15 protein-coding genes are annotated in these 14300 nt (G+C 40.9%); 13 read left to right on the forward strand and 2 right to left on the reverse strand.

All coding sequences use genetic code 11. The features are described 5' to 3' along the window. The first annotated feature begins 140 nt into the window (after positions 1–140). From T530_RS0109320 to T530_RS0109355, 7 genes are all read left to right on the forward strand, one after another. Positions 141–1151 (forward strand): LacI family DNA-binding transcriptional regulator, encoded by a 1011-nt coding sequence (locus T530_RS0109320; protein ID WP_027728775.1) that lies wholly within the window; start codon positions 141–143, stop codon positions 1149–1151. A 49-nt stretch (positions 1152–1200) separates the two neighbouring features. Continuing rightward, entirely contained in the window at positions 1201–2490 is a 1290-nt protein-coding gene (locus T530_RS0109325) for an extracellular solute-binding protein (protein WP_027728776.1), read from the forward strand. An 81-nt stretch (positions 2491–2571) separates the two neighbouring features. Beyond that, on the forward strand, positions 2572–3492 hold the full coding sequence (locus T530_RS0109330) for a carbohydrate ABC transporter permease (RefSeq protein ID WP_027728777.1): 921 nt from the start codon (positions 2572–2574) through the stop codon (positions 3490–3492). Between the two features lie 19 nt (positions 3493–3511). Then, positions 3512–4357: a carbohydrate ABC transporter permease gene (locus T530_RS14060; protein WP_051537923.1), complete on the forward strand. Its 846-nt coding sequence runs from the start codon at positions 3512–3514 to the stop codon at positions 4355–4357. 4 nt (positions 4358–4361) lie between these two features. Next, a complete protein-coding gene (locus tag T530_RS14065; RefSeq protein ID WP_051537924.1) occupies positions 4362–5873 on the forward strand; it encodes a GH32 C-terminal domain-containing protein in 1512 nt (503 codons plus the stop codon). Next, positions 5874–6848: a carbohydrate kinase gene (locus T530_RS0109345; protein ID WP_027728778.1), complete on the forward strand. Its 975-nt coding sequence runs from the start codon at positions 5874–5876 to the stop codon at positions 6846–6848. Positions 6849–7009: 161 nt separating this feature from the next. Continuing rightward, positions 7010–7387: a desulfoferrodoxin family protein gene (locus T530_RS0109355; RefSeq protein ID WP_027728779.1), complete on the forward strand. Its 378-nt coding sequence runs from the start codon at positions 7010–7012 to the stop codon at positions 7385–7387. Between the two features lie 96 nt (positions 7388–7483). On the opposite strand, the gene T530_RS0109360 is transcribed toward T530_RS0109355, so the two are convergent. Beyond that, entirely contained in the window at positions 7484–8167 is a 684-nt protein-coding gene (locus tag T530_RS0109360; RefSeq protein WP_038074325.1) for a response regulator, read from the reverse strand. Continuing rightward, a complete protein-coding gene (locus tag T530_RS0109365) occupies positions 8167–9780 on the reverse strand; it encodes a sensor histidine kinase (protein WP_027728781.1) in 1614 nt (537 codons plus the stop codon). Before T530_RS0109365 ends, T530_RS0109360 begins: the two co-directional genes overlap by 1 nt. Positions 9781–10028: 248 nt before the next feature. Between T530_RS0109365 and T530_RS0109370 the strand changes: the two genes are divergently transcribed. The 6 genes from T530_RS0109370 (at position 10029) to T530_RS15135 (ending at position 14257) form a co-directional block, all read left to right on the forward strand. Continuing rightward, positions 10029–10343: a hypothetical protein gene (locus T530_RS0109370; RefSeq protein WP_027728782.1), complete on the forward strand. Its 315-nt coding sequence runs from the start codon at positions 10029–10031 to the stop codon at positions 10341–10343. A 23-nt stretch (positions 10344–10366) separates the two neighbouring features. Next, positions 10367–10993 (forward strand): SGNH/GDSL hydrolase family protein, encoded by a 627-nt coding sequence (locus tag T530_RS0109375; RefSeq protein WP_027728783.1) that lies wholly within the window; start codon positions 10367–10369, stop codon positions 10991–10993. Positions 10994–11445: 452 nt separating this feature from the next. Beyond that, positions 11446–11595 carry a hypothetical protein gene (locus T530_RS15130; protein WP_156011604.1) on the forward strand — a complete coding sequence of 50 codons (150 nt, stop codon included), beginning with the start codon at positions 11446–11448 and terminating at the stop codon, positions 11593–11595. Between the two features lie 161 nt (positions 11596–11756). After that, positions 11757–13499, forward strand: a complete 1743-nt coding sequence (gene aroF, locus T530_RS0109385; RefSeq protein WP_027728784.1) for a 3-deoxy-7-phosphoheptulonate synthase — start codon at positions 11757–11759, stop codon at positions 13497–13499. A 143-nt stretch (positions 13500–13642) separates the two neighbouring features. Next, on the forward strand, positions 13643–13843 hold the full coding sequence (locus T530_RS0109390; RefSeq protein WP_027728785.1) for a hypothetical protein: 201 nt from the start codon (positions 13643–13645) through the stop codon (positions 13841–13843). Between the two features lie 213 nt (positions 13844–14056). Further along, the gene (locus T530_RS15135; protein WP_027728786.1) at positions 14057–14257 is read left to right on the forward strand and encodes a hypothetical protein; all 201 of its coding nucleotides are present in this window, start codon (positions 14057–14059) and stop codon (positions 14255–14257) included. Positions 14258–14300: the final 43 nt, after the last annotated feature.

The raw sequence follows: 14300 nt of genomic DNA on the forward strand, positions 1-14300 counted from the left end.
GTATATAAATATAGCATTAAAGCGGCTGGCGTGCGAGAAATTTCTGTTTTTAGGTCCGGCATTTTTTCAAATGTCAAAAATTCAGCCGGATTTCGAAAAAAAAACTTGACAGACAAAATGTAAGCGTTTACATTTTAACTATGAAAGCGCTTACACAGATAACTACAATGCAGGAACTGGCTGATGCTGCGGGAGTTTCTCTTGCCACAGTATCAAGGGTATTAAACGGAAGCGATAAGGTTTCTGAAAAAACGAAGGAAAGCGTCATGGAGTTGGTCCGCCAATCCGGCTTTTTCCCGAATGAAACTGCGAGAACCATGGCCGCAGGAAAATCCAGACTTATTGCCGTAATTCTTCCGGATGTAGAAAACCCTTACTTTTCACGACTTCTTTCAGAAATCGAAAATCAGTGCGTGGGTCATGGCTATTCAATGATTTTCTTTAACTCCAAGGGTGACAGTGAAAAGGAAAAGGACATTGTAAACAAAATGATGGCACGTCAGGCAGACGGAATGTTTATTGCCATGACAAAGTATAAGTCAGAATCAATTCCGGTTCTAACTCAGGCGACCTTCCCGGTTGTCGTAATGAGCCAGAATATTGAAGGCTTGAATTCTGTCTGCATTGATCATCAGGAAGGTGGTGCTCTGGCTGCAAGGCATTTACTTGAAAATCACTGTGAGTCATTTTTCTTTTTCGGCCGAAAAGATGATGAAAAATTTACAGGATTTAAAGAGGAACTGCTGAAAGAAGGAATTGCAGAGGAAAAAATTCAGACCTTTGGTGACAACGACTGGTATTCTACAAATTTTGATGAAGCCTCAGGTCAGATGGATTATTTTATGCAGAAAAAGCTTTCTGACCGGAAAACCGGTCTTTTCTGTGTAAATGACCTTTTTGCGGTTCGTGCAATCAGAGCTGCCCACAGAAACAATGTCAAAATTCCAGACATGCTTAGTCTAGTAGGTTTTGACAATACAATGATATGCGACATGGCTTATCCGACTCTGACTTCAATCAGTCAGCCGCTGGAAGAAATAGCCGCCGAAAGCTTTAATCTTTTGTGCCGCAAAATAAAAGAAGGGAAGAATGGGGAAAAATGTCCGCAAAGCATTATCTTCCATCCGTCTCTTGTAAAAAGGGAATCCTAAGGCTTGGCCGGCTTCCTTTTATTATGAAAAGTAAATTATGGAGAATTTTATGAAAAAAACGAATCTAATTTTGTGTGCAGCTTTACTGGCTGTATCGGTTTTTACGGGATGTAAAAAGTCTGGTAAATCAAATTCAATCAGCATTATGTTCCAGGGTTCGGATTCTGAACAGGCCGCAATCAAGGCCTGCTCAGAAAAATTTACAAAACAGACTGGAATTAATGTTGAGCTTTTGTACACTCCTCACGATTCTTATACATCTAAGCTTGCAAGCTTTATTAAAAACAAAAATGTGCCTGATATCATCAGTGTTGATGGTCCTGTTCTGGCAAGCCTTGCATGGTCAGGCGTTATTCAGTGCGTAGAGCCTTATATCGATTCAGAAATCATAAAAGATATGACACCTTCTAACATTGCTCAGTGTACTTATCCTGTAGACAATAAGCTTTATGCCATCAGTTATGCAGATTCAACAGTATTACTTTACTGTAATAAAACATATCTTAATAAAATTGGTGCAAGAATTCCAAAATCGGTAGAAGATGCCTGGACAATTGAAGAATTTGACGACATCCTTACAAAACTTGCTGCCCTTCCTGAAGTTACATGGCCTCTTGATTTGATGTGGGCATGGAATATTGCGGGTTCTGAATGGGGAACTTATGCTTTCTATGAATGTCTTGCTTCCGGTGGTTCTGATCTTATTGACCGCGCAACATGGAAGGCTGACGGAACTTTGAATAGTCCTGAATCAGTAAATGTTTTGAAATACTTCCAGAAATGGGGTACAAAGGGCTGGATTGTTCCAAAATCTGCCGGAGAAAACACCCTTTACAATGACAAGCGTCAGACAGCTATTGCATGGAACGGAAACTGGAACTTCCTTACCTGTGAAGCTGCTATGGGTGACGAAGTAATTGCCCTTCCTCTTCCTAACTTTGGAAAGGGAACTCGTACTCCAAACGCAACCTGGATCTGGGGTATTTCTGCAACAAGTAAAAAAGCTGATAAAGCCGGAAAATTCCTGAGCTTTATGATGACTGATACAGACTTCCTTGATGCTATGGAAGCAAATGCCTGCTATCCTGCATTGAAAAAGTTTGCAGCCCGCTGTGAAACTTATATGGATCCTGCAAAAATGGCTATTGCTTATGAGCAGTCAAACTACGCTGTAAGCCGTCCTAACCATCCAGCTTATCCGACAATCACACTTGCTTTCTCTGATGCATTTGAAGCTGTTCTTAACGGCGCTGACATCAAGACTGAACTTGATAAGGCTGCCCAGAAAATTGATGAAGACATCAGCGATAACGGCGGATATCCTCCATTTGGAAAGTAATAATAATTAAAACTATCCCGGAAGAATTAACCTCCTGATTTTTCCGGGACTTCCCTCTAATTTTTTTTCAGAGAGTAAAATATGAAGAACTCAGTATTTAAATCCCTTGGGGAAAAGAATATCCGGCAGGAAATCTTAATGCTTCTTCCGGCCTGCGTACTGCTCATTATTTTTATGGTTGCGCCTTTTTTTTCAGCTTTCGGCCTTTCGCTTTCAAATCAAAAGCTGATTCCAAATCCTATGGTTCCGGCCAAATTTATAGGATTAAGAAATTATATTCAGATTTTTAAGGATATAAGCTTCTGGCAGGCTTTTAAAAACGTAATTCTATTTACGCTTATGGTAATTCCCCTGCAGTGCGGCTTTGCCCTTTTGATGGCAAATGCACTGAACAGAGTCAGATTTATCAAAAGCTTTTTGAGGAGCATGTTTTTTCTTCCATATATTACTCCAATGGTTATTGTAGCCGTAATCTGGAAATCTATTTATCAGTATCCGGACGGTATTGCAAATCTTGCCCTTAAAGTTTGTACTCTTGGTCTTGGAAAACCTTTAGACTGGCTGGGAAATAAAAATTCAGCCCTGATTGCAATTACTCTGCTTTCTGCCTGGCAGGCTTTCGGTTTTCAGATGATTGTTTATCTTGGTGCCTTGCAGAGCATTCCTTCTTCACTATATGAGGCTGCAAATATTGATGGTGCAAATTCCCGTCAGATTTTTTTCAATATCACCTGGCCAGCCCTGAAAGAAACAAACACCCTTGTTCTTATTATTACAACAATTCAGGCTTTAAAACTTTTTACTCAGGTAAATATCATGACAAAGGGTGGTCCTAACGGTGCCACAAATACCCTTGTTCATTATATATATCAGAGCGGATTTACAGGACAAAAAATCGGCTATGCTTCGGCCGCTTCTGTAATTCTCTTCCTTTTGATTCTTGTGATTTTCCTTGTTCAAAATAAGCTTTTGCGTGGAAAAGAAGAAAAATCACGGGACTAGCTGAACTGGAGATATTATTATGGTAAGAAATAGACAAAAAGATTTATATTTTGCAGGCTTTCTATTTATTCTTGGACTTCTGATTATCACTCCGATTTTCCTCATGTTCATTTCTTCGCTCAAGGATGACAGATATGAAATTATGCGTGATATGGGAAGCCTTAAGGCCTTTTTTGTTCTGCATCCGACTTTACACAACTTTAAAGAAGTGCTTTTTGAGTCAGTTCAGAATTTTGGCCGTTCATTTATTAATTCTATAATCGTACTTTCGGTTACTGTCGTGCTGACTTCGATAGTCTGTTCCATGGCAGGTTATGCCCTTCAGAGGGGAAAGCTTAAAATCAAGAAATTTATCTTTCTTGTAGTTCTTTCGCTTTACATTATTCCGATGGAAGCAATCATGCTGCCTTTGATGTATCAGGTTTCTTCATGGGGGATTACGGATACTTTTTCCGTGCAGATTCTTCCTTTTGTGGCAAGTCCGCTTTACATCTATCTTTTTTATAATTATTTTAAGGAGATTCCTGTTTCGCTTTCGGAAAATGCCGAGCTGGAAGGAGCTTCTTTCTGGCAGATTTTTAAGGACATTTATCTTCCGATGAATAAAGCCCCGATTATCACAGTCTGTATTCTTCAGGGAATGGATATGTGGAATCAGTATTTGTGGCCGCTGCTTGTTACAACTGACCAGAAGGTGCGCCCTATGTCTGTTGCACTTTCGTCTTTTACAGGAACAGGCGGAGATATTTACTGGGATCAGCTTATGGCGGCTAGCGTTGTAATGCTTCTGCCGGTTCTTGTGCTTTTTATTATTTTCCAGCGAAACTTTATAGAATCAGTCGGTTCTTCGGCGGTTAAGGGATAATTTTATGACTGACACATTATTGAAGGCTCAGAAAAAACAGGATGAATTGACTGGCATTATTGCGACATCAGAGGAAATTAAAGACCAGAGGCCTCTTTTTCATTTTGCAACTCCCGGCGGCTGGTGTAATGACCCCAACGGCTTTTCTGAGTTTGCTGGTAAAATTCATCTTTTTTATCAGTATCATCCATATTCAACACAGTGGGGGCCCATGCACTGGGGCCACGTTACATCTGGCGATTTTCTTAAATGGCAGCTGGAGCCGGTAGCCCTTGCTCCTGACTGTGAGGCTGATTTTAAAGGCTGTTTTTCCGGGACGGCAATTGAATATGAAGGAAAGCACCTCCTTGCCTATACCGGAGTTTCTGAAAATGAAGAAGGTGAAGTTCAGAACCAGTGTTTAGCCTTTGGGGATGGAAAAAATTACAAAAAAGTCAGCAGTCAGCCTGTAATTACTGCACGCGATATTCCTTTTGATTATATTCATGCCCACTTCCGCGATCCAAAAATCTGGAAGAAAGATGGAAAAATCTATATGATTTGCGGACTTAAGCAGAAGGACGGAAAAGGCTGTCTTGTAATGTTTGAATCAGCGGATGCAAAAAAATGGACTTACAAAGGCGTGATTGATTCAAGTCGTGACGGACTCAGCACTATGTGGGAATGTCCGGATATTTCTGTAGTAAATGGAAAAGAGCTTCTGATATTTTCACCTCAGGAGATGAAGGAAAATTATCAGCTTGGCTTTCACGATGGCAACAACAGCATTTATGTAAGCGGAAAACTGGATTACGAAAAATGCATTTTTACCCGCGAGCGTCGTCCTGAAAATAATTATACTGCCGCCCTTGTTGATTATGGAATTGATTTTTATGCCCCTGAAAGTCTGCAGCTTTCTGACGGCCGCCTTATTATGACAGCCTGGATGCAGGCCTGGGAATCTTATATTACACCGGAAAATTACATCTGGTCGGGAATGATGACTCTGCCCCGCGAGCTTTCCTTAAAAAATGGAAGGCTTTACCAGAAGCCTGTAAGGGAGCTTGAAAGCTGGAAGTCTGATGCCAGGGCAGGAGAAATTGCCGGCGGCAAAAATGAATGTATTTTTAAAAAGGCCAGGAGGCATTTTGAACTGGATCTTAAAAGTCAGTCCGCTTCTGGTCAGATAAATCTGAGTCTCGCGGGCGGGACTGAAAAAGTGATGCTCAAAATCAATCTGGATGATAAATCCATTTCTTTTGACAGATCAGAAAGCCTTGTTGCGGGAAAAATTCCTTATAGAAAGGCAAAAATCAGAACTGAGGAAAATGCCGGCGGGGAAAACAGCCAGACCGGCGGAAAATTTAAATTTCAGATAATCTGTGATACCTGTTCGCTGGAAGTTTTTATAAATGACGGAATTATGACTTTTACCAATATTTTTTTTATGAGTGATGTTTTATCTGATTTAGTCATTGAAAACGGTACAAATCAGTCACTCACTTATGATTTCTGGAAAATTCAGGAGAAGAACTAAATGAAAAATGATGTAATTGCTCTTGGTGAGCTTTTGATTGATTTTACGCAGAATGGAATAAGTCAGGCCGGCAACTGGATGATGGAAGCAAATCCAGGCGGAGCTCCCTGCAACGTGCTTGCCATGCTTACAAAACTGGGGCATAAAACTGCTTTTCTTGGACAAGTCGGAAATGATATGTTCGGAAAAATGCTGAAGGACAGAGTTTCCGCAATCGGAATTGATGTATCAAATCTTATTTTGTCTGATGAATACAATACTACTCTGGCTTTTGTTCACACAGCCCCGGATGGCGACAGGGATTTTTCTTTTTACCGGAAAACCGGCGCTGATGCTTTTTTGAAAAAAGAGAGTATTAAGGCTGAGGCTTTTAAAAATGCCCGTATTTTCCATTTTGGGACTCTTTCCATGACAAATCCTGTTATAAACGAAGCCACAGAATTTGCTCTGGAAAAGGCAAAAAATGCAGGACTTTTAATTTCATTTGATCCGAATCTTCGCAAGCCCCTCTGGGATTCCCTTGAAAAGGCAAAAGAGCGCATCTGGTATGGAATTTCTGTCTGCAATATTCTTAAAATTTCTGAGGATGAACTTGAATTCATCACAGGCGAAAAGGATATAAAAAAGGGAATCTCCGCAATCAGGGAAAAAAATAAAATTCCTTTGATTACTGTCACAATGGGAAAGCATGGAAGCGCTTCTTCTTATCTTGGAAAGGATGGAAGCGAGCTTTTCCTCGAGGCTGAAACTTTTTCAAATGTAAAAACAATTGATACAACAGGAGCCGGCGATACTTTCTGCGCCTGCATACTGCATGAAATACTTAAAAATGGCTATGAAGACTTTTCTATGGAAAGAATGGGGGCGATGCTGAGGTTTGCAAATGCGGCTTCTTCCCTGATCACTACAAGGAAGGGGGCCCTTTGCGTAATGCCGGATCAGGCAGAAATTTTAAAATTAATTGAAGCAGATTAGTAAAGTTATTACTGAAGCCAGGCTTTCAGAAATTATGAAAGCCTGGCTTGGTGATAAAAAGCGCCGGCATAAAAAACTTTTATAAAAGAAATTCTAGCGTTTCCCGATTTTTCATTTATAATTATTGCTATATAGCATATTTTAGTTTTAAGGAGACGAATATGAAAATGAGATTTTTTAAGTGCAAACATTGTGGCAAAGTTATTGCAATTCTTAAGGAAACAGATGTTCCAACAATCTGCTGCGGCGAGGAAATGGTAGAGCTTCACGCCGGAACTACTGACGGTGCAGTTGAAAAGCATGTTCCTGTAGTAACAACTCATGACAATATTGTAGAAATTAACGTTGGTTCGGTTGCCCACCCAATGGAAGACAAGCACTATATCGAATGGATTGCCCTTCAGTCGGCTCAGGGAATTCACATTAAAACTTTGAAGCCGGGCCAGGAACCTAAGGCAACATTTGCAGTTGTAGACGGCAATACGGTAAATGAAGCCTATGCCTACTGTAATCTGCACGGTCTCTGGTCTTCAAAGTAGAAAAAAAATGGGCGAGTTGAATTACCAACTCGCCTTCCGGGCTCCACTACGTTCGGTGCTTCGCACTTCCCCTCCAGCCTCGCGCCTGGGGTCGCCTTAATTTTTTCTGTATAACATACTAGGTCTTCCGCCGGTTTCGTAATTAATGCTTTCTTCCACTTCACCGCTTCCAACCAAAAAGTTCATGTATCGTCTGATTGTTACAGAAGAAAGGCCTACCTTATCAGCAATTGCTTCTCCAGTACACCAGCCGTCCTTTGAAACATTCTCTTCAAAATAATCACGAATCAAACTGAGGGTTTTTTCCTGAATTCCTTTCGGATATTCCTTTCCGCCCGCTTTTGTCGTATTTGTGATGATGCTGTCTACGCTGCTCTGATTCAAAACTGCAGAATCCTTAAAGGCCTTGCGGTTTGCCAGGAATTTTTCAAGCGCAATCTGAAAGCGTTCATAGGCAAATGGCTTAATCAAAAAGTCGATAACGCCCAGGTGCATTGTGTCTTCAAGTGTTGCAACGTCGTTTGCGGCCGTTACCATAATTACTTCGGAGCTGATTTTTTTCTGCCGGATATTTTTCAAAGTTTCAATGCCGTCCATATCAGGCATGTAAACGTCCAGAATCACAAGGTCGGTAGGATTTGCTTCAAGAAAATCCAGGGCGTCTTTTCCGTTGCGGCAGCTCCCGATTACCTTGAACTGCTTGTTTTTGCAGACATACTGCTCGTTTATCATTGCGACCATAGGGTCGTCATCAACTATCAGAACTTTGTAAGAATCCATTATTCAGCCTCCACCTGAGAATCTGAGCCATTCTTCTTGAATGTTACCATAAATGAGGTGCCTACGCCCACCTGACTTTCAAAGCTTATATTTCCGCCAAGGCTTTCAATCAGTTGTTTTGTGTGGTAGAGGCCAACTCCTCGTCCCTTTCCCTTTGTTGAAAATCCGTTTAAGAAGACGTTTTCGTAATTTTCCGGGGCAATTCCGCAGCCTGTATCATCTACAGTGATTAAAAGCTCGCCCGGCTGGGTAAATACTCCGAATTCCAGCTCGCGTAAATCAGAATTTGTTGAATTCATAGAGTCCAGGGCGTTATCAATCAGATTTCCGACAATTGTAACCAGGGCTTCTGACGGCAGGTTGATGTCAGAATTTTTGTAAGAAATTCCCTCGCGCAGGATAAAACGCACATTACATTCAGAACTTCGGGCGATTTTTCCAATCAAAAGGGCAGCTAAGGTTGCGTTATCAACGGCGTGCATAATGACGCTTAAAGTTTCCCGTTGAATAATAGAAATATTTTCAATGTAGGAAACAGCCTTTTCGTACTGTCCGATCTGGATGAGGCCCAAGATTACGTGAAGTTTGTTTGTAAAATCGTGGTTGTTTGCCCGCATGGAATCAACAAGGTATTTTGTGCCCGAAAGATCTTCCATCAGTTTTGTGTATTCAGTCCGGTCGTGAAGAATGGCCGCTGCACCGATTACGCTGTTTTCTTCTTTAATCGGGATACAGTCAATCAGAACCGGAGTTTTATTTTCCAGAGTTTCCTGAAGTCCGAATTGAGAAGTTCCGTCGCTGATTACAGGCATAAGGAATTTTTCTGCAAAAACGTTCTTTTTTATCAGCTCGACTTTTTCATTTTCACCGCAGCAGTTGAGAATTTTTTTTGCAACGCCGTTTGAAAACTGAATGTTGCCGTGGCGGTCAATGGCGATGATTCCGTCGTTAATCGATTCAAGAATGTTGTCGCGGATTTTATACATCGAAGTAAAGGTATCCGGCTCAAAACCAAGCAGGCGTTTTTTGATTTTATGGGAAACTCCCTTTGAAAGGAAAAACTCAATCAGAATTGCGCCAAGAGTGATTGCTGCAAAAAGCATGATTGTCTTGATTGTAATTGAGTGAATTGTTGTTTTAAGCACGATTGCCATCAAAAAGCCGTCGTAATTTCCGTCCTTGTCAAAAAGGGCGTAGTAGGTTCTTCGCTGAGGGCCGGAAGGACCTATGTCACTTTCTGTGTAAAAACCGTTCTGATGCTGGGTAAGGTCAGGCACTTTTCCGTCGTAGAGGGTGCCTATTAAAGCATGATTTGTGTGGTAAAGTCTGATATGGCTTTTGTCTACAATAGAAATGACGTCAACTTCCGGCAGGCTCTGCTCGACTGAATCAAAATAAGAGCGTAAATCTTCCGGTGAATAGTCCCGTGTAAAGCTGTAAAGGCGGGAAATCAATTCTGCCGTGTTCTGCAGGTTTAAGTCGAAGGCCTTGTCGTGGGCATTTACGTTGATGGCGGCCCCGCCGAGACTGAAGAGAATTGTAATAATGATGATAAGAAGAAGATGAGTGTGCTGGATTTCTCTTCTGATATTGTCTGCCGATTTATTTTTCATATTTTAATTTTAACACAAAATAGCTTTTTAAGGCTTTTTTAACTCTTTTTAAACTAAAAAAAATGAAAAAAACTTGGAAAATATTTTTCTTTCTTTCAAAAAATTGTGAATTTTTTGGACTGGATTATACTAAGGTCAAGATTAAAAAATGGTAAAGCTAAAAAATTGCTGCATCGCAATTTTTCTTAACGCTTTGCTATAGAACACCGCCCGCTCTGACCGGCGGGCTTACACAGGAGTTAGATAAAATGTCTTTAGCACCGATTTTTGAAAGCCTTATGCTTATCTGTTTTGGTTTTTCTTGGCCTTTGAATGTTCTTAAAGCTTACAGAGCACGCACAGCAAAAGGAACAAGTCTTCCATTTATCCTTTTGATTATTACCGGTTATATTGCTGGTATTATCGCAAAGTTCTTGAATCATGCTGTCGGTTATGTTCTTGTTGTTTACTTCCTGAACCTGACAATCGTTACAACAAATCTTCTGGTTTATTTCAGAAATCGTGCATTAGATAAGAGAACAGCAGTTATCAGCTATCCAAAACGTGAAACTTTGGGTGCATAAAATATAAAAACGGAGGTAACATTATGAAAGCATTTGATTTTGATTTTTACAGATTTCCTAAAGTTGAAAAAGCAAAGGATATGACAGTTTTGTTTGGAGGAAGCACAGCAAAAGTAATTCCTGTTGCTGAACTTTGCAAATCTTTCGGTTTCAACTTTAAGGTTGAAAACGCAAGTCTAGAAAATCTTTCTATTAAAAATGCAAAAGTACAGTTCAAACATGCAGCAGAATCTTTGAAAGCTGAAGCTCTTATCGTTCAGATTGGCGAAAACGATATTGAACTTTTCAAGTCAAACCCAACAGAATTCGATTCTCTCTATCTTGATTTCATTAGTTACCTCAAATCTGTTAATTCTAAAATGAGAATCCAGCTTGTTTCAATTTGCAATCCAACTGCAAGCCAGACAATCGGCGACATGAACCGCCACATCAAGGCAATTGCATCTTCTGAACGCTGCGAATTCTTCAACATTGAAAGCGCAAAACTCTGGAAGCCATGCTCAACAACTGCCGCTGCTTCATTCCTCTACCGTGTAGGATTTGACAGCCAGCTTACAGTTAAGCATCCGCTTTACGACACAGCAAAGGCTTTGTTCAGCTATCTCTATTCTGAAAACGCCATTGTTGAAACACACAGAAACGCTTCTTAGTAAAATAGTTTTTTAGGATTATAAATCCACCAATATTACGGAACCGGTACAATTCCACTAAAAATGTCAGCATATTGAGCGGTTCCTAGCAACTGCTTCGCAGTTGTATTCAGAAATTAATCCACCAATAATAAAACCTTTCCCCAGGGCAAGTTTTGTTCTGGGGATTTTTTTTAACGTTAATAAATAATTTTAATAAAACTAGCACGAGGGAGCGGTTCATGGGATAAAAACACTTTTTTTGTGGTGGTCGCGAAAGCGACCTGTTCTATAGTTTCTTTGCCACAAAAAACGTGTAGCGCATTATTGCGCGGTTTTGCACCATGAACTGCGACCGGGAGCTTTTTTTTTTAGAAAAAATCTTTTATTTATTTGACACAGAAAAATAAATCCGCTATATTTTCCTAGTTTTAGTGTGCTTTTGCGCGCTTATCTTTACATGGAGGCTGAAAATGACTTTTAATTTTTCCTTTAAAAGCTTTAACTTTTTCTCATTTAGCTTTTTTAGCTTTGCATTTTCAGCATTTTTTAATGGTAAAGATATGGCGTTTGGAGGTAAAAGCACATGGAAAACTGGAAGAAAAATAGAAGAAATAAGATAAACTCAAATACAGCACTGAATCATCTGATTCATACTGACATTAAAGCGATATTATTTTTACTGGGATTCGACAGCCGAAGCCATAGTAATGATAATGTCGCTTTTTTTGTCTTTAAATAGTTTTTCTCAATCAAACAATTATTTTTATATAGGAGATAAACTATGGAAACAAAACCTTACAAATTAGCAAGCAGAGAATATAAAAAAGAAGATACAGTTGTGGAAATCCCTAACAGCCGCGGGCAGATTGTGCGCGTGGGAGGGCCTAGAATAGTTACGATGGCGGGGCCATGTGCGGTAGAAAGCAGGGAACAGATGATGGAAATTGCGGCTTCGGTTGCGGCATGCGGGGCTGTCATGCTGAGGGGAGGGGCCTACAAGCCAAGAACTTCGCCTTACTCTTTTCAGGGACTTGGCGAAGAGGGATTGAAATACCTTCGCGAGGCAAGTGACAAGTACGGTCTTCCAATCGTTACGGAAATTGTTGATACATCGCTTGTGGACGTGATGGAAAAATACGGGGTGGATGTTTACCAGATTGGCGCGCGAAACATGCAGAACTTTGAGCTTTTGAAAAAGGTCGGAGCGCTTGGTAAGCCTGTAATTTTGAAGCGGGGTCTTGCGGCTACAATTGACGATCTTTTGATGAGTGCGGAATACCTGCTTTCAAGCGGCACCGAAAAAGTAATTTTGTGCGAGCGCGGTATCAGGACTTTTGAGCGTGCTACCCGCAACACTCTGGATTTGAGTGCCGTTCCTGTTTTACGAAGTCTTACCCACCTTCCGATTATTGTTGACCCGAGCCATGCGGTTGGAATCCGCAGTATGATTCCGCAGATGGGACTTGCGGCAATTGCCAGCGGAGCAGACGGCATTATTGTAGAAGTTCATAATCACCCGGAAAAGGCCATGAGCGACGGACCTCAGGCGCTTCTTCCAGAACAGTTTGATAAGCTTATGCACGATGTAGAAGCTTTTGCGCCGGTTTTGGGAAAGGCAGTTGCTCACATACGTGATGATGAAGCGGCTCACGATAGCCACGCGGTAGTTAAGACTAAAAAATCGGAGGAGCCGCACGAAGTAATCTGTTCTTTCAGCGGAAAGCGCGGTGCTTATGCAGAGCAGGCAATCAACCGCTATTTTGACGGCGACAATGTCCGCGCTCAGGCAGAGGATTCTTTTGCGGGAATCTTCCAGGCAGTTACGGACGGAAAATCTGATTTTGGTATGGTTCCGATTGAAAACTCTCTTGCCGGCACTATTTACGAAAACTACGATAACTTTACCCGCTTTGCCGATGTTGAAATTATCGGGTCGATTACACTGAACGTGCGCCATGCCCTGCTTGGCGTGAAGGGAGCAAAGCTTTCTGACGTAAAAAAAGTTTATTCTCACCCACAGGCTTTGAGTCAGTGCAAAAAGTTCCTTGATTCTCATGCAGACTGGGAAAAAATTGACGCAGTTTCGACTGCGACTGCCGCAAACAATGTGCGCGACTGGAACAGTAAGGAAAATGCGGCGATTGCGAGCGAAAATAATGCCGCTTTGTACGGCCTTGAAGTTTTGCAGGAAGACATTGAAAACAACCCGGGAAACTTCACCCGCTTTATGGTGATTGCCGCCAAGGACAAGCACCCTGCAATCAAGATTCAGTCCAGCAAGCCTTCAAATGCCACCTTTATCTTTAAGACAAAGAACGAGCACGGTGCCCTCTACCGCACTCTTGGCGTTTTTGACAGTCACAAGCTCAACCTTACCCGCCTTGAATCCCGCCCGATTGGAGGAGAGCCGTGGAAGTACTGGTTCTTCGCGGTAGCGGACATTAAGGGCAAAAAAGACGTGGAAGAGGTATTGGCAGATTTAAGGGACGCTACGGAAGAGGTAAGAGTTCTGGGAATTTACTGATAATAACATTTGTCTAGTAAACTGGCAAAAAATATTTAAAAATCTTAAAATTTTTTGCCAGTTTTTTGTCAAAACCTCAAACTCTTGGAAATTATATAGATAAGGAATTATTTCTAAATCTTATTTTTTTCTGGAGTTTTTCTATGGCAAAGAAAAATCGTACTTTTCAGGACACTGTGTTTACGGATTTGTTTGGTGCAGACCGTGACTGTAAAGAAAACTTTATTTCGCTTTATAACGCTATTTCTGGAAGTGATTATAAAGTTGATGAAACGCCCATGGAGCGTAAAAGAATTGAACAGTCATTAATCAAAACTTTTAATAATGATGTAAGCTGGAACTGACGGTTACAGTTTTTGGACTGCTCAAAGTCAGAAAATTTGCCGTTACAGAAAAATTGTGATATTCTAAAGCAGTATTCAAGATTTATAGAGATTGTAAACCAAAATTATGACCCGGAAAATAAACTGGAAAGTTTTAAGACGGCAATAAGGCAGTCAATTTCTGAGGATAATCTTTCTGAATACTTACAACGAAAATCCAAGGAGGTTATAAATATGCTGATAGCAGAATACAGTTATGAAGATGATATCGCTGCAAAACAGGAAGAAGCCTTTGAGGATGGACAGGAAGCTAAGGCAATTGAATCTGCCACTAATCTGCTTAAAATGAATCTATGCTCACATGAACAAATTGCGCAGGCTATAAATCTCCCTTTGGAAAAAGTAAAAGAACTGGCTGCAGGTTTGAAGGGATAACGGGGCGTTATGCCCCCTTCCCAGTCGCAACTCACAGCTTGCT

Origin of the sequence: Treponema sp. C6A8 (assembly GCF_000619925.1) — a bacterium.
Taxonomy (GTDB): Bacteria; Spirochaetota; Spirochaetia; order Treponematales; family Treponemataceae; genus Treponema_D.